Source organism: Ancylobacter sp. WKF20, assembly GCF_029760895.1.
In the GTDB taxonomy this organism is placed as follows: Bacteria; Pseudomonadota; Alphaproteobacteria; order Rhizobiales; family Xanthobacteraceae; genus Ancylobacter.
Genome location: NZ_CP121679.1, coordinates 3,627,719 through 3,646,704 on the forward strand (window position 1 = coordinate 3,627,719; position 18,986 = coordinate 3,646,704).

The window sequence follows — 18,986 nt, forward strand, 5'->3', positions numbered from 1 at the left end:
CATGGCCGGGCTTGGCCCGGCCATCCATGACTTTCAGCAGGTGCCACAGGGAAGTCGTGGATGCCCGGCCCAAGGCCGGGCATGACGGTGCGTGGGACGGGAAGCCCCCTCACGCATCCGCGGCGAGGATGTGGTTGCGCACGAGCGGGTAGACCTGGCCCTTCCAGCGGCGGCCGGAGAAGACGCCGTAATGGCCGACGCCGGCCTGCAGATGGTGGCGGCGCAGATGCGGGCGCAGGCTGGTGCAGATGTCCTGCGCGGCGACTGTCTGGCCCACCGCACAGATGTCGTCGCGCTCGCCCTCCACGGTGAGCAGCGCGGTGCGGCGGATGGCGCGGAAGTCGATCGGGTCGCCGCGATAGGTCAGTACCCCGCGCGGCAAATCGTGCTCCTGGAAGACGATGCGGATGGTCTCCAGATAGAACTCGGCGGAGAGATCGAGCACCGCGAAATATTCGTCATAGAACGCCTTGGCGGTGCGCGCCTTGTCGTGCTCGCCCATGGCGAGGTTCTCGAACAGCTCCACATGCGCCTTCACATGGCGCTCCATGTTCATCGACATGAAGGCGCCGACCTGGATGAAGCCGGGATAGACCCGCCGCCCGGCACCGGCAAAGCCCGGCGGCACGGTGGCGATGAGGTTCTTCTCGAACCAGTCGAGGGGCTTCGAGGTGGCGAGCTCGTTCACCTTGGTCGGGTTGACGCGGGTATCCACCGGCCCGGCCATCAGCGTGATGGAGAGCGGCTGCGCCGGGTTGTCCTCCTGCGCCATCACCGCGCTCGCGGCGAGCACCTGCACGCAGGGCTGGCACACGGCGAGGGCGTGCGCGCCCGGCCCGATGGTCTCCAGGAAGCGGATGACATGGGCGACATATTCGTCGAAGCCGAAGGAGCCGACCTTCAGCGGCACGTCGCGCGCATTGGTCCAGTCGGTGATGTAGACGTCGTTCTCCGGCAGCAGGGTCTTCACCGTGTCCTGCAGCAGCGTGGCGAAATGGCCGGAGAGCGGGGCGACCACCAGAAGGCGCGGCTGCGGCTGGTCGATGTCTTTGGCGAAATGGATCAGCCGGCCGAAAGGCAGGTCGAGCGCCACCTCCTCGCGCACCTCCACCTCGCGGTTGCCGACGCTCACCGTGTCGATGCCGAAGGAGGGGCGGGCATGGCTGAGGCCGGTGCGCTCCACCATTTCCAGCGCGGCGGTGAGGTTGCGCAGCAGCGCCGTGTCGGCGAGGCCGATGCCGCCCAGCGTGGTGTCGAGAAAGCGGCGCGACATGCGGGCGGCCAGCCGCACCGGGTCGAACAGGTCGGACTGGGCCTGATAGGCGGCGTAGATCATGCGGGTGCGCCCGGACGGAACCGGGACGACCGGCGGCAGGCAGAGACAGGGCAGGCGGGGTCGGGGCAGGCGAGCTTCACGGCAAGTCCTCACAGGCGGCGGGACGTGTGAACGGCGACAGGCGGGCGGGCAATAACCGGCAGCCAGCCGGCAAGGCTCGCGCGCCGGCGCGCGGCCGGCAAGCGGAAAGATGACCGGCCGGTGACAGGAGAGGGGCAAACACCGTGCCGCGCCCCGGCGCGGTGCCGGCCCGGCCGATGAGGGCCGCTATCGGGGATGGCACGAATAGTGTTTGCCGCTCCGTTACCGATCATCCGGCGGGGTCGGCGCCCTGCCCTCCGCCGAGCTGGAACAATTTCATGCCGCCCGCCTCCAAAGCCGCCGCCACCAAAACCACCGGAAGCAAGACCACCGGCGCCAAAAAGGCCGCGAAACCCCGGCCGGCCAAGGCTGTGGCGGGCGAAGCGACCCCCACGCCGGTCGCCGCGCCGGCGGCGGTGCTCACCATTTCCAGCAAGAACTACTCGTCCTGGTCGCTGCGCGGCTATCTGCTCTGCCGCATGGCGGGGCTCGAGATCACGGAAGCCCGCGTCTCGGCGGATGATCCCAGCATCCGCGCCGAGCTGCTGCTGCAATCCTCGTCCTTCCTCGTGCCCCGGCTCGATCATGAGGGCCTGCGCATCTGGGACACGCTGGCCATCGCCGAATATCTCAACGAACTCACACCCGAGGCCGGGCTTCTGCCTAGGGATCGCGCAGCGCGGGCCCATTGCCGCGCCATTTCCGGCGAAATGCATTCGGGCTTCGCCAATCTGCGGTCGGCCCTGCCGATGAACCTGAAAGCGCGCCATCCCGGCTTCAAGGTCTGGGCGGGCGTGCAGGGCGACATTGCGCGCATCCTCGCCATCTGGAGCGAGTGCCTTGCCACCTATGGCGGGCCGTACCTCTTCGGCGCCGCGCCGACGGTGGCGGATGCGATGTACGCCCCGGTCTGCACGCGCTTCCACACCTATGACGTGGCGCTGCCGCCCGACGCCGCGGCCTATTGCCGGACCATGCTCGATTTCGCCCCGCTGCGGGACTGGACCGCCGAGGCGCTGGTGGAACCGGACGAGATGGAGGAGCTCGACGTCGAGTTCTGAACCCGGGGGCGGGCGAACCGGCGGAGCTCGACCCCATCCCGTCCGATGGGGAAAAGGGCAGGGAAAGGGGACGGAGGGGCGGGCGCCGCGCCATCAATCCCGGCCGCGGGTGCGGCGGCCGGGAGACCGCGAGGCTCGACAGCGCCCCTCCGATGGGAATGGGGTGGTAACCGGTTCGACCCCGTCACCGTGAATCCTCAGGCTTGCCCGAGGATGGCGCCGGCGATGGGCTCCCGGACGATCCTGCGACCGTCCGGGGAAAAGCCTCAGGCGCTGCGCTTCAGCGCCGGGGCGGTGGCGCGGGCGATGAGGTCCGTGAGGCTCGGCGCCTCAATGAGGGCGCCGGTCGGGCTGACAAGGCCGCGCGCGCCGGTGAGCGCGCCCGGCTGCAGCTCCAGCCCGAGGAAGCGGGCGCGGTCGAACGAGCCCGGCAGCCACAGCCCTTCCGTCAGCGCCACATCGAAGCCGAAGCGCGCATAATAGGGCGCGTCGCCGACCAGCAGGATCGCGCCATGGCCGAGCCGCGCCGCCTCATTGATGGCGGTGGTCATCAGCGCCTTGCCGAGGCCCCGGTCGCGGAACCACGGATGCACGGCGAGCGGGCCGAGCAGCAGCGCCGGGCGCGACGGGCCGGCCGTCACATGCCACAGGCGCAGCGTGCCGATCAGCCGGCCATCCGCGCCATGCGACGCGAAGGCGAGGCCGTCGGCCGGCTTGCGGCCTTCGCGCAGGCGCTCGGAGGTCTTGGCGAGGCGCGCGGCGCGGCCGAAAGCGAGATCCAGCAGCGCCTCGCGCGGGGCGACATCGGCCGCGGTCTCGAGCGAGATCACGGGGGCAGCGGTTTGGGTGGTGGCGACGTAGGTCATGGCAGCCTCCAACGCCCGGGATCGGCCGGGCAAAGAGGTGAAGGGAATTGTGAAAGCGTCGTCATCCCGGCCGGAGCCGGAGGCGGAGCGCCGGGATCGCCTTCCGCCTCTCGCGGTTGGCGATCCCGGATCGCCGTGCGGCGTCCGGGATGACGTAAGGCGCTCAGATCACGTAGGAGCGCAGCGGTTCGAAGCCGTTGAACGCCACCGCCGAATAGGTGGTGGTGTAGGCGCCCGTCGCCTCGATCAGCACCTTGTCGCCGATGGCGAGCGACACCGGCAGCATCACCGGGGTCTTCTCATAGAGCACGTCGGCCGAATCGCAGGTCGGGCCGGCGAGCACGCAGGGCTCCACCGCATCGCCATCGCGCGGGGTGCGGATGGGGTAGCGGATCGCCTCGTCCATCGTCTCGGCGAGGCCGCCGAACTTGCCGATGTCGAGATAGACCCAGCGCACCTCGTCGGTGTCCGCCTTCTTCGAGATCAGCACCACCTCGGCCTCGATCAGGCCGGCCGCGCCGACCATGCCGCGGCCCGGCTCGATGATGGTCTGCGGGATGGCGTTGCCGAAGTGACGCGACAGCGCGCGGAAGATCGCCTCGCCATAGGCTTCCGCCGCCGGCACGTCCTGCAGGTACTTGGCCGGGAAGCCGCCGCCGAGATTGACGAGGCTCAGCGAGAAGCCGCGCTCGGCGCAGGCCGCGAAGATCGCCGCGGCCGAGGCCAGCGCCGAATCCCAGGCGTCGACATTCTTCTGCTGCGAGCCGACATGGAAGGAGACGCCATGCGCCTCCAGCCCCAGCCGGTGCGCGTGCTCGAGCACGTCGACCGCCATTTCCGGCTCGCAGCCGAACTTGCGCGAGAGCGGCCATTCGGCGCCCGCGCCGTCGCACAGGATGCGGCAGAACACCCGGGCCCCGGCGGCGACGCGCGCGACCTTCTCCACCTCTTCCACGCTGTCGACGGCGAAGAGCCGCACGCCCAGCTCGAAGGCGCGCGCGACATCGCGCTCCTTCTTGATGGTGTTGCCGAAGGAGATGCGCTCGGCGCCCGCGCCGGTGGCGAGCACCATGGTGATCTCGTTCACCGAGGCGCAGTCGAAGCACGAGCCCATCTCGGCCAGCGCGTTGAGGATCGCCGGGTCGGGATTGGCCTTCACCGCATAGAACACGCGGGTGTCGGGCAAAGCGCGGGCGAAGGCGGCATAATTGGCGCGCACGACCTCGAGGTCGACGACGACGCAGGGACCATCCTCGCGTCGGTTGCGCAGGAATTCGCGAATACGGTCGGTCATGGCGCTCTCCACAGACCCGAAGCAAGACCCATGGATGCGAACACCCGCCCGCGGCGCCAATGGGCCGCAGGAGTGGCAGGAATGCGCATCCGTTCGCCGGCCGCACGGTTTTTGCCGCAAGGCCGGATGGAAGGGAGCCGTGGCACGAAAGCGAGCCGGCGCGTGTGGAGAGCGCCAGCGCGTGTCCGATGCCTTCGCTTGGTACGGGAGACCCGACCGCACGCCCGGCAAGAAGTAGTGCCTCTTCAGTTTCCCGACCTTTGGAGGGCCGACAGAGACCAAAAAAGCCCGCTACGTCGTTGCTTCAAGTCACGTTCCCCGCTGAGAGCGAGGTGCGCCGGTTTCGCCTCCGGCTACCGATCTGACTGGCGACTTTCCGGCCTCTTGTCCGGACTTCCGCCGATCGGCACGCGACCACAGGCACGTGCGAATATTGGGCGAGAAGGGATTTAGGGAATCAGGCTGTCACATGCAAGCGGGTGGGGGAGATTTTTTTAGGGGGCATACGCTCGAGGTGCGGGCAGCTCGATCTAATCCCTGTTTGGGATTGATTGGGCATCGCCTTCACTTCGCTAATTAGTATCACGAGGTGAAAAATAAAGAGAAACGGGAATGTGCCGAACCCGAAAAGGAAGTCCCGTCCGCTGATGAAGGTGAGTGCTGATCCTTCGATTTGGATCAGTTTGGCAATGATTTATAGTCACATCAGTTCGCTCAGATTGCAGCTTCTCGACCCATTTTTCTATAACATGGTCAATTCTTTGCTGAAAAATGAATATGATTAGGTCACCACTATCCTGCCCTGGCATTCCCGTGGAGTAACGAGTGTCAATTTGATTAAACCCCTTCAGAAGCCAGTCATATGACCCATGTATTTTAGATTCTCCTATCCATAAAAATCCACCTCTAAGCTGTATTACGATGTCGCAATGCCCCCCTATCTGTGTATCATGAGTAGGGTTTAGTCCCAATCCAGACAAGAAATTCATCATAGAGTTTGTAAGTTGATCTTCCGTCATGCCCTGATATAGTTGCGGAACCTTTATCATTTCTTGAACAGCATAATCAATGCCGCGTTCGACGCAAGATAGCTGCTTTGAAGGGCTATCTGCACAAAGTAAGTCGAGCACAATCTGAGCTGGCGTGGATTGTGACGCCATCAACTTCAAGTCTCTGAGAGTAATTTCATCGTTCATTGAGCGCTAAACCGCTCAGATGGGACAAAAAAAGGAACAATACGATCTTCGAAATCAGGAACTAGTCGCCCACTACTAGGGTGCGCAAATTCTCCGGACGACTGAGCTTGAAATAAATCTTCAGCAGAAATCTCAAACTCATCGTCATTTTCATCAATGAAAAGCCCGAAAATATCAAAAGCATGAATATTAGAAGTTGAGAGTATTGTAAGTGCGGCCATTAAATCTTGGTCAACGCGCTCTTTTCCAGCCGCTTTAATGAAGGTCCTGTATGTCAGCATTTCACGCTGGTCTGAGGGTAGACTTGCAACGTAATCAACAAGACGGAGGCATAGCTGTAGGATCGGGGAATTGGCGCCCCGCTCTTTCAGGTCTCGTTTGATGGCGTCAGCAACCATCCTCTATGTTCTCATTTCGTTCTTCGTTCATCAATCGATAAAAATGTAGCATACGGCTGCGCACGTGTTCGAACTCCGTATCGTCTGCACAGTTCCGAATCATCGCATTGGTTAAGATCGGATGCGTTGCACCTGCGCTCCTGGCCGAGGCGCTCAAAGTAAGTTCGGGCCTTGAGAGGGCGCGCCCCAGCGGGAGGGGCCAAAGTACGCTCAGTCGGTGTATCTCAATATCGGACGCCAGAGCGCGCTTCCCTCCTCGATGATAAGCTTCTTGCCGCAGGCAAGTCCTTCGGCGCCTCATTTTTTCGTGCTTGAGTGAGGCTGTCGTTGTGCCAAACGCGAGTTCAACGACTATGCCCTCTCCCTCCGCCTTGTAAATTCGGTCGATCAGCGGGAACAGGTTCATCGGTTGAGGCAACAGGTCGCCGACCGTCATAAGCGCCAGCTCTTTCCGAATGAGAGCGTGAACGACGTCACCCGCGGTGGAAGGCATTCCTAGCGGGGCGTCGACTCTCACATCAATCTCAGTAAAGTCTGGCGAAATCTTTACCACGTCCATTGCTTGCCACTTGACGTGGCGTATCCCCACCAATTCGTCAAATCGACTAAGAGCGTCGGCAGCTTCCTCGGGAAAGTCTTCACGCTCCAGCTCCTCCCTAACGGAAAGCACTCTCACCGATGCGAAAGTTGCTACCGTGCCGCCGTCGCCGACCGTCACATTCACGAGGGTGGGCGTCGTCGACAGGCCGTTCAACTGGTCGCTGGGGACGAGGGCCGGATAGTGCTCCAGAAATGACGATGGAGGAATTACCGCATCACGAATTGCCGACGCGATCTGCTCGCCGATAGCGCGATCAACGGAATGCAGTCTCAGCATTTTCTCGCCGCACTGATAGTGCTTAATAAGATATTCCAGTACGCGATTACGATATTCGTCGAGGTTTTCACCCTCAGCGATGATTTTTTCTACGGTCTTATCCCATCCTTGACCTCGCGGGAGCTCAAGGAAAGAAAGGATTTTCTGGCCGACGTTCCACGGCATGCGATCTCGCATACATCTTGCTTCTACAGCTAAAGTCATGGATTCGTTTCCTGTGATTTGCTTAATTTGGTCCCGGACTCGGTTGACGAGCAACCTCCATCCAAGAGTTCTCAACAGGGCCAACAGCAAATTTGGATACATTTCGCCTAGCCTGCGTACCCTAGGGTACGTTGCGAAATGCGGCACTTGAGCTCCAGCGGAATCTGATTGGAAGCTCCATGCAGTCCTCCCCTTCCCCTTCCCCCCGCGACCGCCTATCTAAAAAGCGATCCATCCCCGTCGCCGCGGCCTTGAACCGTGGTTGGCAAGGAGCGCTAAAAATGTTCATCCAGACCGAAGCCACCCCCAATCCCGCCACGCTGAAGTTTCTGCCGGGCCGTTCCGTGCTCGGGGCCGGCACCTTCGAGGCGCGCAATGCGGAGGAGGCGGCGCGTTCGCCGCTCGCCGCGAGCCTGTTCGAGGTGCCGGGCGTCACCGGCGTGTTCTTCGGGTCGGATTTCGTCACCGTCACCAAGGAAGGTGGCGAGTGGGCGCATCTCAAGCCCGCCATTCTCGGCGCCATCATGGAGCATTTCGTCTCCGGCAAGGCGATCCTGCCCGAGGACCACTCCCATGCGGCGGACGATGCCTTCTATGAGGAGAAGGATGCCGGGGTGGTCGATACCATCCGCGAGCTGATCGACACGCGCGTGCGCCCGGCGGTGGCCAATGATGGCGGCGACATCACCTTCCGCGGCTATAAGGACGGCATCGTCTTCCTGGCGATGAAGGGCTCCTGCGCCGGCTGCCCCTCCTCCACCGCGACGCTGAAGAACGGCATCGAGAATCTGCTGCGCCATTTCGTGCCGGATGTGGTCGAAGTCCGTCCGGTGTGAGGGACGCCCTGTGTGAGGCGCGCCCGGTCGGACCGGGCTCGCCGAGGGGTTGGACCGGGGGAGCGGATCGGGGCCGGGCGGCGGCGGGACGGGCGGTCGCGCACAGACTGGCCTGACCGGCCATTCGCCCCCGGTTTTTCCGCACAGACTGGCCTGATCGTCCACCTGACTGCACTCACTGGTCACCGGTTTCGCCCACCGGTTCCCGCGCTCTTTTCTTCCCGCGCGCGACCTGCGCATGGTGGGGGCCGGTGAAGGATTTTCGATGCTGATTCTGGCTCTGGATACCGCCCTCGAGGCATGTTCGGTCGCGCTGCACGACATGGCGCGCGACATGACGCTGGCCCGCGCCGGCCGGGTGATGGAGCGCGGCCACGCCGAGGCGCTCATCCCGATGGTCGAGGGGGTGATCGCCGATTCCGGGCTAAATATCTCAGATATCGGGATTTTTGCCGTGACCGTGGGACCGGGCAGCTTCACCGGGCTGCGGGTTGGGCTCGCCGCCGCGCGCGGTTTCGGCCTCGCCACCGGCCGCCCGGTGCTCGGCATCTCGACGCTGGCGACGCTCGCCGCGCCCTTGCTGGCGGAGGACGACACCATCCCCGTCGCCGCCGCCATCGACGCCCGGCACGGCAATGTCTATCTGCAAATGATTGGCCCCTCCGGGCGCATCCTCGTGGGCGCCCGTGCAATGGCCGCCAAGGATGCCGCCCGCGCCGTCGCCATCGGCCCGGTGCGTCTGGTCGGCTCCGGTGCGGCGCTGCTACTGGACGCCTGGCCCCCCGGCGAGCGCCCACCTGTTGAGGTTTATCAAGAGGTTACGCCCGATCCGGTGTGGCTCGCCCGGCTCGCCAGCGTGGCCGATCCCGCCCGTTCCGAGCCCCGCCCGCTCTATTTGCGCGACGCCGATGCCAAGCCGCAGACGGCGGGGCGCATCGCCCGGCGATGAGCGGGGGCTTCCTCGATTTCCTCGGGCTCGGCCGTCCCGACGCCAGCCTGCGCGCGGCCGTGCCCGGCGATGCCGAGGCGCTGGCGGCGCTTCACGCGGGCGCCTTCCGCATCGGCTGGGACGCGGCGGAGTTCGAGCGCCTGCTGGCCAACCGGCTGACCCGCGCGCTGGTCGCCACCGAGGGCGAAAAGCTCATTGGTTTCATTCTGTTGAGTGGCGTGGCGCCGGAGATCGAGATCCTCTCCGTTGCGGTATCAAAACACCGGCAGGGGCGCGGCATCGGCGGCAGGCTGATCGCGAGCGCCTTCGGCACGCTGGCGGCGGAGGGCTTCACCACGGTTTTCCTCGAGGTGGAGGAGGGCAATGCCCCCGCGATCCATCTCTATGGGCGCTGCGGTTTCACCCAGATCGGCCGCCGCACCGGCTATTACCGCGACAAAACCGGCCACCCCGTCGCCGCCCTCGTCATGCGCCGGGATATCGCCTGAATCCGGCGGACGAAACGATTGCCCTTCCCGCCCCTCCTGCGCGATAACGCAGCACAGACGGAGTGCAGGCGTAGATGAACGAGAAGCTGACCGCCATTGAGGAAGCCTGCGTGACGCGGGGTTTGCGCATGACGGACCAGAGGCGCGTCATCGCCCGCATCATCGCCGACGCGCAGGACCACCCCGATGTCGAGGAACTGCACCGGCGGGCGGCGGCGGTGGATGACCGCATCTCCATCTCCACCGTCTACCGCACGGTGAAGCTGTTCGAGGATTCCGGCATCATCGAGCGCCATGATTTCCGCGACGGCCGCTCGCGCTACGAGCCGGTGCCGGACGAGCACCATGACCATCTGATCGACCTGCGCTCCGGCCATGTGGTGGAGTTCCGCTCGGAGGAAATCGAGCTTCTGCAGGAAGAGATCGCCCGCAAGCTCGGCTACCGGCTGGTCGGCCACCGGCTGGAGCTCTATGGCGTGCCGCTCGACACCAAGAAAAGCTGAGCGACCTTCATGCGCGCCTGGCTGGTGCTGGTGCCGGTGGCGCTCGTGACCCTGATCGGCCTGCCGCTGCAATGGCTGTCGATCGCCCTCAACCTGCCGACGCGCCGCGTCATCCCCTTGATCTATCACCGGATTCTGCTCGCACTGATCGGTGTGCGGGTCACCCTCCATGGCGCGCCGGCCGCCACCCGGCCGCTGCTGATCGTGTCCAACCACGTCTCCTGGCTGGATATCCCCGTGCTCGGCGCGCAGCTGCCGCTGTGCTTCGTCGCCAAGAGCGAGGTGGCGCGCTGGCCGGGCATCGGGCTGTTGGCGAAGCTGCAGCGCACGGTCTTTGTCGACCGCAGCTCGCGCACCGCCACGGCCAAGGTCGCCGGCGAGATGGCGGCGCGGATGAAGGATGGCGATCCCGTCGTGCTGTTCGCCGAGGGCACGTCGAATGACGGTAATAAAATACTCCCGTTCCGCTCGGCGCTGATTGGCGCCGCCCGCCACGCCATGGCGGAGGGCGAGGGCCGGGACGCACCGGCGGCCACGATCCAGCCGCTCGCCATCGCCTATGTCGGGCAGCAGGGCATCCCGCTGGGGCGGGCCCGCCGCCCGCTGGTGGCCTGGTATGGGGATATGGAGCTCGTGCCGCATCTGATGGCGCTGCTGCGGCAGGGCGCCATCGATGTCGAGCTGCATTTCGGCCCGCCCCTCGATGGCACGAACCGCAAGAGCGCCAGTACCGAGGCCGAGGCGAGCGTCCGGCGGATGCTGGCGGGCGCGCTCACGGGCCGCCCGCGCTGATGGCGCGCCAAAGCGTTGACCGGCCTGCCGCGCGCATTCCCTTTTGGCGGGAATCCCGTTACACAGGACGCAGGGCGTTCTTTGTGGAGACGTGGACGATCTCGACCTCGGTGCGAGCGGCGATGTGCGAGAGCGCCCTTTCAGGGGCGCGATTGGCGCGTGCCCGCAGCTTCAACGGAAATGACCGCCGGCGCCCTGGCGCCGCGTGGCAGGTCGAACGAACCGCATGAGTGAGCCGCGCAAACTTTACGTCCGCTCCTTCGGCTGCCAGATGAACGTCTATGACGCCCAGCGCATGACGGACACGCTGGCGAAGGAGGGCTATGTCGAGACCGACACGCCCGATGACGCCGATCTCGTCATCCTCAACACCTGCCATATCCGTGAAAAGGCGGCTGAAAAGGTCTATTCCGAGCTCGGCCGGCTGCGGAAGGGCCAGGAGGAATCCGGCCACCGCGCGATGATCGCCGTCACCGGCTGCGTCGCGCAGGCCGAGGGCGCCGAAATCGTCAAGCGCGCCCGCGCGGTCGATCTGGTGGTCGGGCCGCAGAGCTACCACAAGCTGCCGGAACTGATCGCGCAGGCCGAGGCGCGCGGCGGCAACCGGCGCGCCGGCATTGTCGAGACCGAGTTCCCGGTCGAGGACAAGTTCGATTTCCTGGCGCCGCCGAGCCGCGCCGCCATCGCCAAGCGCGGCCCCACGGCGTTCGTCACCGTGCAGGAAGGCTGCGACAAGTTCTGCACCTTCTGCGTCGTGCCCTATACGCGCGGCGCCGAGGTCTCCCGTCCGCTCTCCAAGATCCTCGATGAGGTGATCCGCCTCGCTGATGGCGGGGTGCGCGAGATCACCCTGATCGGTCAGAACGTCAACGCCTATCACGGCCCCGACGCCGCCGGCCGCCCGGTGGGGCTTGCCGAACTGGTGCGCAAGGTGGCCGAGGTGCCCGGCATTGCCCGCGTGCGCTACACCACCAGCCACCCGCGCGACATGGATGACGAGCTGATCGCCGCCCATCGCGAAATGCCGGCGCTGATGCCCTATCTGCACCTGCCGGTGCAGTCCGGTTCCAACCGCATCCTCGCGGCGATGAACCGCAAGCATGATCGCGAGCTGTTCTTCGAGATCGTCGCCAAGGTGCGGGCCGCCCGCCCGGACATCGCCTTTTCCTCGGATTTCATCGTCGGCTTCCCCGGCGAGACGGACGAGGATTTCGCTGACACCATGGACCTGGTGGAGAAGGTCGGCTTCGCCAGCGCCTTCTCGTTCAAATATTCCTCGCGGCCCGGCACGCCGGCAGCGGGGCTCGGCGAGCAACTGCCCGAAGAGGTAAAATCAAACCGTATCTACGCCCTGCAGGCGCTTCTCGACCGTCAGAAGGCAGCCTTTGACGCGGCGTGCCGTGGTCGGTGCTTCGACATCCTGCTGGAAAAACCCGGCCGCTTCCCCGGTCAACTCATCGGCCGCTCGCCCTATCTGCAGTCCGTGGTGGTCGAGGCGCCCGTGGAGGCGATCGGAACGCTGGCGAGCGTGGTGGTGCGCGAGGTCAGCACCAAGAGTCTTTCAGGCGACATCGTCGGCGGTGAATTCTTCACGGCCGGCAGCGGTGTGGAATCCCAGTTCCGAAGGCAGAGCGAGAAGGTGGAGGCGTGAGCGTGCGTCGACCTGGTTCTTATCCTGACCGTGCCTTGGTAGCCCCCCGCAGCAGCGCGGGCGCAACGACGACGCCGAAACCGAGCCGTCCCGAGGCCCGCTGGACAGAGACCCAGGACGACGCCACCGGACAGATCGTGCTGGCGTTCGACGACAACCGCCTCGCCAGCCTGCTGTTCGGCCATTACGGCCAGAACCTTGCCCTCATCGAGCGGCGGCTGGAAATCGTCGCCGAGCAGCGCGGCAACCATGTCACGCTGGAAGGCCCGCGCGATGCCTGCGACCAGGCGCGTCATGTGCTGGAAACGCTCTATGCCCGCCTGAAGAAGGGCGGCGAGATCGCCCCCGGCGATGTCGAGGGCGTGCTGCGGGAAGCCGCGAGCCAGGGCATCCTGTTCGAATTCGACCCCGCCACCAAGCGCCAGAGCTTCGACGAGATCCAGCTCCGCCGCCGCCCGGTGCGCGCCCGCACCGCCGCGCAGGACGCCTATATTCGCGCCCTCAAGCGCCACACGCTGGTGTTCGGCGTCGGCCCGGCCGGCACCGGCAAGACCTGGCTGGCGGTCGCCTATGCCGTCCATCTGCTGGAACGGCGGGTCGTCGACAAGCTGATCCTCTCCCGCCCGGCGGTGGAGGCGGGCGAGCGGCTCGGCTTCCTGCCCGGCGACATGAAGGAGAAGGTAGATCCCTACCTTCGCCCGATCTATGACGCGCTGCATGACCTGATGGACCGCGCCTATGTCGAGCGGGCGCTGACCTCCGGCGAGATCGAGATCGCCCCGCTGGCCTTCATGCGCGGGCGCACGCTGGCCAATGCCTGCGTCATCCTCGACGAGGCGCAGAACACCACCTCGATGCAGATGAAGATGTTCCTCACCCGCCTGGGCGAGAACTCGCACATGATCGTCACCGGCGATCCCAGCCAGATCGACCTGCCGCCCGGCCAGACCTCCGGCCTCGGCGAGGCGGTGGCGCTGCTGAAGAATGTCGAGGGCGTCGAGGTCTGCCATTTCGAGGCGGCGGACGTGGTGCGCCATGAGCTGGTCGGGCGCATCGTCGCCGCCTATGACGGCAAGCTCGCCGGCGCCCGTGCCCGGGCCGAGGCGCAGGCGGCCGCGCTCGCCCGCACCGACGCGCCGGCCGAGACGGTGCCGGACGCGCCGCGCGCCGCCGTCGAGACGCCGTCGCAATGACGCAGGCCCTCACCATCGAGGTTGATGTCCTCGTGGAAGCACCCGCCTGGGAGGCTCACCCCCAGGCGGCTGACCTCGTTCTCAACGCCGTCCGCGCCGCCTGCGCGGGCGCGCTCGACGCCTTCGAGCTCGACATTGACGGCGCCGAGATCGCGGTGAAGCTCACCGATGATGCGGCGATCCGCGCCCTGAACCGCGACTGGCGGGGCAAGGATTACCCGACCAATGTGCTCTCCTTCCCCACGCCTGAGATGGCGCGGGCGGGTGGTGATCCCCATCTCGGCGACATCGCCATCGCCTATGAGACCCTGGCGCGCGAGGCGGAGGAGGAAGGCAAAGCCTTCGCCGACCACCTCCAGCATCTGGCGGTCCATGGTACGCTGCATCTTCTCGGCTTCGACCATGAGGTCGCCGAGGATGCCGAGGAGATGGAGGCCATGGAGCGCGACGTGCTTGCCGGCCTCGGCGTGCCCGACCCTTATGCCGATACCGACCCCGTTCAACAGCTGAACTGAAAGACCAATGTCCGATCCAGTTTCGAGCGCCGCCTCCAGCACGGGCAGCGAAGGCTCCTCCAGCGGCCCAAGTACCGGCTCCAGCACCGGTTCCAGTACCGGGGTCTCCCAGAGTAGGGGCGCCCCCGCGACCGGATCGGGCGATCTTCGCCCGGCCGACAGCCGCGGTGGCCTGTTCGACCGGCTGCGCCAGCTCATCGGCGGCCGGCGCTTTTCCGGTTCCCTGCGCACCGATCTCGCCGAGGCGCTCTCGGCCAATATCGACACGGCGGCCGACCTCACCCCGACCGAACGCTCCATGCTCAAGAGCGTGCTGGGCCTGCGGGAACTGCGCATCGGCGATCTGATGGTGCCGCGCGCCGACATCGTCGCGGTGCAGAAGGATATTTCGCTCGGCGAACTGCTCACCGTCTTCGCCAATGCCGGCCATTCGCGCCTCGTCGTCTATGACGACACGCTGGATGACCCGGTCGGCATGGTCCATATCCGCGATCTCGTGGCCCACCTCACCCAGCGGGCGATGACGCCGCGCCGGGAAGGCGCCGCCAAGGCGCTGGGGGGCGAGCGTGAGCCTGCCGCGCCCACCTCCAAGACCGTGCCGAGCTTCAATCTCAAGGCCATCGACCTCACCACCTCGCTCAGCGCCGCCAAGCTGATCCGCCGCCTGCTCTTCGTGCCGCCGTCCATGCCCTCGATCGAGCTGCTGGCCAGCATGCAGGCGAGCCGCATCCACCTCGCTCTGGTCATTGATGAGTATGGTGGTACCGACGGCATCGTCTCGATGGAGGATCTGGTCGAGGTCATCGTCGGTGACATCGAGGACGAGCATGACGACGATGACGGCCCGCTGATCGCCCGACAGGCCGATGGTAGCTTCATAGCCGATGCGCGCGCTGGCCTCGAGGAAGTGGCCGAACTGGTCGATCCCGCCTTCGCGCTCGGCGAGGAGGCCGAGGAAGTCGATACGCTCGGCGGCCTGCTGGTCACGCTCGCCGGCCGGGTGCCGGTGCGCGGCGAGATCGTGCCGGGCCCCGGCGGCTTCGAGATCGAGGTGCTCGATGCCGATCCCCGCCGCGTGAAGCGCTTGCGGCTCAGCCCCAGCGGCACGGGCACCAACCGGAACGCCGCTGCCCGCGCCGAGCGGGATGAGCGCGCGTCGCTCGGGAGCCTGCCGCCGCCGGCCGAGCAGGGCGCTGCGCGGGGCGGTGCGAACCGCCAGGATCCGGATGCGGCCGCCTAAGTGTCTCCCGCCATGCTGATGCCGGAGCGGCTGCGGGCCGCGCCCGCCCGCCTCCGCGCACTTGCCGCGTTGTTCGCCGGGGCCTTCTCGGCGCTGGCCATGCCGCCTTTCGGGCTGTGGCCGGTGCTGGCGGCGACGCTCCCCGTCCTCGTCTGGCTGGTCGATGACGCCGCCCGGCTGGAGAGTCGCGGACGCCGCTTCCGCGCGGGCTTCATCGCCGGCTGGCTGTTCGGGCTCGGCTACTTCATCGCCGGCCTGTGGTGGATCGGCATGGCCTTTCTGGTCCAGGCGGACATGTTCGTCTGGCTCATGCCCTTCGCCGTGGTCGGGTTGCCGGCCTATCTCGCTCTGTTCATCGGTCTCGGCTGCGGCCTCGCCAGCCTCCTCTGGAGCCGGGGCGCCGAGCGCGTTCTGGTGCTGGCGATCGCCCTCACCCTGACCGAATGGCTGCGCGGCCATGTGCTGACCGGCTTTCCGTGGAACAATTTCGGCTACGCGCTGGCCGATGATCTGCGCTTTGCGCAGGCGAGCGCCGTCATCGGCCTGCCCGGCCTGTGCTTTCTGACGCTGGCGACCCTCGCCACCCCCGCGCTGCTGTTCGACCGGGACGGCTCAAACGTCGCGCGCCGGGCGCCGCTCGGCCTCGCCGTGCTGCTCCTCGCCCTTCTCTGGGGCGCCGGGCAATGGCGTCTGGCCACGACGGAGATCGGCACGGTGCCGGGCGCGCGGCTGCGCATCATGCAGCCGGACCTGCCGCAGGATCAGAAGTTCCGCTACGACGCGCGGCGCAGCGTGATGGATCGCTACATCGCGACCAGCGAGAGCCAGGGCGGGCTGGCGGGCGTCACGCACCTGTTCTGGCCGGAATCGGCTTTCCCCTTTTTCCTGGAGCGCGACAGCGAGGCGCGCGAGCGCATCGCCGCGCTCCTGCCGCCCGGCGCGGTGCTCATCACCGGCGCGGTGCGGCTCGGCGCGATGCTGCCAAGCGGACGGCCGGAAGCCTTCAACAGCCTGCGGATCATCGACAGCGACGGGGGCTTCGCGGGCGACGCCGATAAGGTCCACCTCGTTCCGTTCGGCGAATATCTGCCGTTTCAGGAAACGCTGGAGAGCTTCGGCCTGGAGCAGTTGACTCGCCTGCGCGGCGGCTTCACCGCCGGCGAGGCCCGCCATCTCTTCACCATTCCCGGCCTGCCGCCCGCCGTGCCGCTCATCTGCTACGAGGCGATTTTCCCGGACGACCTGCTGCCTCCCGCGGCGGAGGGCGCGCCAGCCGTTCGCCCCGGCTTCCTGCTCAACGTGTCGAATGATGCCTGGTTTGGCCTTACGCCGGGGCCCTATCAGCACTTCGAGCAGGCCCGCCTGCGGGCGATCGAGCAGGGCCTGCCGCTTGTGCGTGCCACCAATAACGGCATTTCTGCCATCGTCGACCCGCTCGGCCGCACGACCGGATTGCTACCTCTGGGTGTGCGCGGGGTGCTTGATGGCACGCTGCCGACCCCAATACCTGCGACGATTTATGCCCGATACGGCAATTTGATACCGTTCGGTGTCCTGATATGTGCTGCTCTGCTAGCACTTGGTATGCGGCAGCGCACTATACACGCTTAGATTGATCGACGGTGTGGCGAGCTTTGCCTAGACTGGCCTTGCCAAGGTTCGCTTCCCCCGGTTCCGCCCCCGGGAGAGGTGCTTTTTTGCTTGTCGTCGAGGACGCTCATGACCAAGAAATCTCCGAACCCCATCGATAAGCATGTGGGCAGCCGTGTTCGGATGCGCCGCATGATGGTCGGCATGAGCCAGGAGAAATTGGGCGAGAATCTCGGTATCACCTTCCAGCAGATTCAGAAATACGAGAAGGGCACAAACCGCATCGGAGCCAGCCGGCTTCAGCATATTTCCTCGGTTCTGGGCGTACCGATCTCGTTTTTCTTCGATGGCGCGCCGAGCGCCCAGCCGGCCGCGCAGGGCTTCGCCGACGACGCCTCCCCGGCCTATGTTTCCGACTTCCTCGCGACTGCCGAAGGCATTTCGCTGACCCGCGCCTTCCTCAAAATCACCGACGCCAAGGTGCGTCGCCGCATTGTCGATCTTGTGGAAGCACTGGCTGGCGAGAGCGCAACCTGAGGTGAGGCTTGCATCGCGTTCGTTCTTCCGAACGATTTTCGACCTTAAATCTTGACCGCCGCGTGGCCTCTTGCGAATAAGTTGGGGCCGGATGCGAGCGCGCCGGTCTGATTGAGGAGCGACGCGTGTCCCGCCAAGCCTATCTTTTCACGAGTGAATCGGTCTCCGAAGGGCATCCCGACAAGGTGTGCGACCGGATCTCGGACGAGATCGTGGACGCCTATTTCCGCGCCGCCGTCGATAATGGCTTCGATCCGACGCAGGTGCGCGTGGCCGCTGAAACGCTCGCCACCACCAACCGCGTCGTCATCGCCGGCGAAACCCGTGGCCCCTCCTCCGTGACGCCCGAGCTCATCGACAGCCTCGCCCGCAAGGCGATCAAAGAGATCGGTTACGAGCAGGACGGGTTCCACTGGGAAAACGCCAAGATCGAGATTCTCCTGCACGCCCAGTCTGCCGACATCGCGCAGGGCGTCGACATCGCCGGCAACAAGGATGAGGGCGCGGGCGATCAGGGCATCATGTTCGGTTATGCGGTCAACGAGACCCCCGAGCTGATGCCGGCCCCCATCTTCTACGCCCACAAGATCCTCAAGGTGCTGGCCGATGCGCGCCACTCCGGGGCCGCCAAGCAGCTCGGCCCGGATGCGAAGAGCCAGGTCACCGTGCGCTATGAGAACGGCAAGCCGGTCGGCGTGACGCAGATCGTGCTCTCGACCCAGCATCTGGACGAGAGCATGACCTCGCAGGACGTGCGCGCGCTGGTCGAGCCCTACATCCTCACGGCGTTGCCGGATGGTTGGGTCGATATCGACACCGTCTGGCACGTGAACCCGACCGGCAAGTTCGTCATCGGCGGCCCGGACGGCGATTGCGGCCTCACCGGCCGCAAGATCATCGTCGATACCTATGGTGGCGCGGCCCCGCATGGCGGCGGCGCTTTCTCGGGCAAGGATCCGACCAAGGTCGACCGCTCGGCCGCCTATGCCGCGCGCTACCTCGCCAAGAACGTGGTCGCGGCCGGCCTCGCCGACCGCGCGACCATCCAGCTCGCCTATGCCATCGGCGTTTCTGATCCGCTGGCGATCTATGTCGACCTTCACGGCACCGGCAACGTCGCCGAGGACAAGCTGGAGGAGGTGCTGCGCGAGGTGGTCAATCTGCGTCCCCGCGGCATCCGCGAGCATCTCGGCCTCAACAAGCCGATCTATGCGCGCACCGCCGCCTATGGCCATTTCGGCCGGGCGCCGGACGCCGATGGCGGCTTCTCCTGGGAAAGCACCGATCTCGTTGCCGCGCTGAAGTCGGCTCTCGCCTGAGCCGGTTGCACGCGTCCCCTCGGGACGATAAGGGGGCGGGCGGCAACGTCCGCCCCTTTC

Annotated in this window: 19 protein-coding genes; 13 read left to right on the forward strand and 6 right to left on the reverse strand. The window is 65.9% G+C overall.

Annotated elements, in window-relative coordinates; translation table 11 throughout:
• Window positions 1-109: 109 nt before the first annotated feature.
• Window positions 110-1,336, reverse strand: a complete 1,227-nt coding sequence (phaZ, locus tag AncyloWKF20_RS16720; RefSeq protein ID WP_279315111.1) for a polyhydroxyalkanoate depolymerase — start codon at window positions 1,334-1,336, stop codon at window positions 110-112.
• A 359-nt stretch (window positions 1,337-1,695) separates the two neighbouring features.
• Here phaZ and AncyloWKF20_RS16725 point away from each other — a divergent pair, with 359 nt between their 5' ends.
• Window positions 1,696-2,478 (forward strand): glutathione S-transferase, encoded by a 783-nt coding sequence (locus AncyloWKF20_RS16725; protein WP_279315112.1) that lies wholly within the window; start codon window positions 1,696-1,698, stop codon window positions 2,476-2,478.
• 266 nt (window positions 2,479-2,744) lie between these two features.
• Here the strand turns inward: AncyloWKF20_RS16725 and AncyloWKF20_RS16730 are convergent, their stop codons facing one another.
• The 5 genes from AncyloWKF20_RS16730 to AncyloWKF20_RS16750 all read right to left on the reverse strand — a co-directional run bounded on the left by AncyloWKF20_RS16730 (window position 2,745) and on the right by AncyloWKF20_RS16750 (window position 7,274).
• Window positions 2,745-3,344 carry an N-acetyltransferase gene (locus AncyloWKF20_RS16730; RefSeq protein WP_279315113.1) on the reverse strand — a complete coding sequence of 200 codons (600 nt, stop codon included), beginning with the start codon at window positions 3,342-3,344 and terminating at the stop codon, window positions 2,745-2,747.
• 163 nt (window positions 3,345-3,507) lie between these two features.
• Entirely contained in the window at window positions 3,508-4,638 is a 1,131-nt protein-coding gene (locus AncyloWKF20_RS16735; protein WP_279315114.1) for a type III PLP-dependent enzyme, read from the reverse strand.
• A 572-nt stretch (window positions 4,639-5,210) separates the two neighbouring features.
• A complete protein-coding gene (locus AncyloWKF20_RS16740) occupies window positions 5,211-5,834 on the reverse strand; it encodes a hypothetical protein (RefSeq protein ID WP_279315115.1) in 624 nt (207 codons plus the stop codon).
• Complete coding sequence (locus AncyloWKF20_RS16745) at window positions 5,831-6,232, reverse strand: hypothetical protein (protein ID WP_279315116.1); 402 nt, start codon at window positions 6,230-6,232, stop codon at window positions 5,831-5,833. Before AncyloWKF20_RS16745 ends, AncyloWKF20_RS16740 begins: the two co-directional genes overlap by 4 nt.
• Complete coding sequence (locus tag AncyloWKF20_RS16750; protein WP_279315117.1) at window positions 6,222-7,274, reverse strand: hypothetical protein; 1,053 nt, start codon at window positions 7,272-7,274, stop codon at window positions 6,222-6,224. The genes AncyloWKF20_RS16745 and AncyloWKF20_RS16750 overlap by 11 nt, the downstream gene beginning before the upstream one ends.
• Window positions 7,275-7,594: 320 nt before the next feature.
• Between AncyloWKF20_RS16750 and AncyloWKF20_RS16755 the strand changes: the two genes are divergently transcribed.
• From AncyloWKF20_RS16755 to metK, 12 genes are all read left to right on the forward strand, one after another.
• Complete coding sequence (locus AncyloWKF20_RS16755) at window positions 7,595-8,149, forward strand: NifU family protein (protein WP_267584373.1); 555 nt, start codon at window positions 7,595-7,597, stop codon at window positions 8,147-8,149.
• A gap of 265 nt (window positions 8,150-8,414) precedes the next feature.
• Window positions 8,415-9,098, forward strand: a complete 684-nt coding sequence (gene tsaB, locus AncyloWKF20_RS16760) for a tRNA (adenosine(37)-N6)-threonylcarbamoyltransferase complex dimerization subunit type 1 TsaB (RefSeq protein WP_279315118.1) — start codon at window positions 8,415-8,417, stop codon at window positions 9,096-9,098.
• The gene (gene rimI, locus AncyloWKF20_RS16765) at window positions 9,095-9,586 is read left to right on the forward strand and encodes a ribosomal protein S18-alanine N-acetyltransferase (protein ID WP_279315119.1); all 492 of its coding nucleotides are present in this window, start codon (window positions 9,095-9,097) and stop codon (window positions 9,584-9,586) included. The genes tsaB and rimI overlap by 4 nt, the downstream gene beginning before the upstream one ends.
• A gap of 74 nt (window positions 9,587-9,660) precedes the next feature.
• Window positions 9,661-10,089: a Fur family transcriptional regulator gene (locus AncyloWKF20_RS16770; protein ID WP_279315120.1), complete on the forward strand. Its 429-nt coding sequence runs from the start codon at window positions 9,661-9,663 to the stop codon at window positions 10,087-10,089.
• A gap of 9 nt (window positions 10,090-10,098) precedes the next feature.
• On the forward strand, window positions 10,099-10,881 hold the full coding sequence (locus tag AncyloWKF20_RS16775; protein WP_279315121.1) for a lysophospholipid acyltransferase family protein: 783 nt from the start codon (window positions 10,099-10,101) through the stop codon (window positions 10,879-10,881).
• Window positions 10,882-11,107: 226 nt separating this feature from the next.
• Entirely contained in the window at window positions 11,108-12,532 is a 1,425-nt protein-coding gene (gene miaB / locus AncyloWKF20_RS16780) for a tRNA (N6-isopentenyl adenosine(37)-C2)-methylthiotransferase MiaB (RefSeq protein ID WP_279315122.1), read from the forward strand.
• Between the two features lie 134 nt (window positions 12,533-12,666).
• Window positions 12,667-13,725, forward strand: coding sequence for a PhoH family protein (locus tag AncyloWKF20_RS16785; RefSeq protein ID WP_279318008.1), 1,059 nt, complete (start codon window positions 12,667-12,669; stop codon window positions 13,723-13,725).
• The gene (ybeY, locus tag AncyloWKF20_RS16790) at window positions 13,722-14,240 is read left to right on the forward strand and encodes an rRNA maturation RNase YbeY (protein WP_279315123.1); all 519 of its coding nucleotides are present in this window, start codon (window positions 13,722-13,724) and stop codon (window positions 14,238-14,240) included. Before AncyloWKF20_RS16785 ends, ybeY begins: the two co-directional genes overlap by 4 nt.
• Before the next feature lie 7 nt (window positions 14,241-14,247).
• On the forward strand, window positions 14,248-15,480 hold the full coding sequence (locus tag AncyloWKF20_RS16795; protein WP_279315124.1) for a hemolysin family protein: 1,233 nt from the start codon (window positions 14,248-14,250) through the stop codon (window positions 15,478-15,480).
• Window positions 15,481-17,091 (forward strand): apolipoprotein N-acyltransferase, encoded by a 1,611-nt coding sequence (lnt, locus tag AncyloWKF20_RS16800; RefSeq protein WP_279315125.1) that lies wholly within the window; start codon window positions 15,481-15,483, stop codon window positions 17,089-17,091. It begins immediately after the preceding gene.
• 108 nt (window positions 17,092-17,199) lie between these two features.
• Window positions 17,200-17,607, forward strand: coding sequence for a helix-turn-helix domain-containing protein (locus AncyloWKF20_RS16805; protein ID WP_267584364.1), 408 nt, complete (start codon window positions 17,200-17,202; stop codon window positions 17,605-17,607).
• 125 nt (window positions 17,608-17,732) lie between these two features.
• Complete coding sequence (metK, locus tag AncyloWKF20_RS16810; RefSeq protein ID WP_279315126.1) at window positions 17,733-18,926, forward strand: methionine adenosyltransferase; 1,194 nt, start codon at window positions 17,733-17,735, stop codon at window positions 18,924-18,926.
• The last annotated feature ends 60 nt before the right edge of the window (window positions 18,927-18,986 follow it).

What these genes read in the sequence shown, in the direction of transcription:
- AncyloWKF20_RS16755 (WP_267584373.1), top strand. Translation starts at nt 7,595, where the DNA reads ATGTTCATCCAGACCGAAGCCACCCCCAATCCCGCCACGCTGAAGTTT.
- AncyloWKF20_RS16770 (WP_279315120.1), top strand. Translation starts at nt 9,661, where the DNA reads ATGAACGAGAAGCTGACCGCCATTGAGGAAGCCTGCGTGACGCGGGGT.
- AncyloWKF20_RS16740 (WP_279315115.1), bottom strand. Translation starts at nt 5,834, where the DNA reads ATGAACGATGAAATTACTCTCAGAGACTTGAAGTTGATGGCGTCACAA.
- AncyloWKF20_RS16750 (WP_279315117.1), bottom strand. Translation starts at nt 7,274, where the DNA reads ATGCCGTGGAACGTCGGCCAGAAAATCCTTTCTTTCCTTGAGCTCCCG.
- AncyloWKF20_RS16735 (WP_279315114.1), bottom strand. Translation starts at nt 4,638, where the DNA reads ATGACCGACCGTATTCGCGAATTCCTGCGCAACCGACGCGAGGATGGT.
- rimI (WP_279315119.1), top strand. Translation starts at nt 9,095, where the DNA reads ATGAGCGGGGGCTTCCTCGATTTCCTCGGGCTCGGCCGTCCCGACGCC.
- phaZ (WP_279315111.1), bottom strand. Translation starts at nt 1,336, where the DNA reads ATGATCTACGCCGCCTATCAGGCCCAGTCCGACCTGTTCGACCCGGTG.
- tsaB (WP_279315118.1), top strand. Translation starts at nt 8,415, where the DNA reads ATGCTGATTCTGGCTCTGGATACCGCCCTCGAGGCATGTTCGGTCGCG.
- AncyloWKF20_RS16745 (WP_279315116.1), bottom strand. Translation starts at nt 6,232, where the DNA reads ATGGTTGCTGACGCCATCAAACGAGACCTGAAAGAGCGGGGCGCCAAT.
- ybeY (WP_279315123.1), top strand. Translation starts at nt 13,722, where the DNA reads ATGACGCAGGCCCTCACCATCGAGGTTGATGTCCTCGTGGAAGCACCC.
- AncyloWKF20_RS16775 (WP_279315121.1), top strand. Translation starts at nt 10,099, where the DNA reads ATGCGCGCCTGGCTGGTGCTGGTGCCGGTGGCGCTCGTGACCCTGATC.
- AncyloWKF20_RS16805 (WP_267584364.1), top strand. Translation starts at nt 17,200, where the DNA reads ATGACCAAGAAATCTCCGAACCCCATCGATAAGCATGTGGGCAGCCGT.
- AncyloWKF20_RS16730 (WP_279315113.1), bottom strand. Translation starts at nt 3,344, where the DNA reads ATGACCTACGTCGCCACCACCCAAACCGCTGCCCCCGTGATCTCGCTC.
- miaB (WP_279315122.1), top strand. Translation starts at nt 11,108, where the DNA reads ATGAGTGAGCCGCGCAAACTTTACGTCCGCTCCTTCGGCTGCCAGATG.
- AncyloWKF20_RS16725 (WP_279315112.1), top strand. Translation starts at nt 1,696, where the DNA reads ATGCCGCCCGCCTCCAAAGCCGCCGCCACCAAAACCACCGGAAGCAAG.
- AncyloWKF20_RS16795 (WP_279315124.1), top strand. Translation starts at nt 14,248, where the DNA reads ATGTCCGATCCAGTTTCGAGCGCCGCCTCCAGCACGGGCAGCGAAGGC.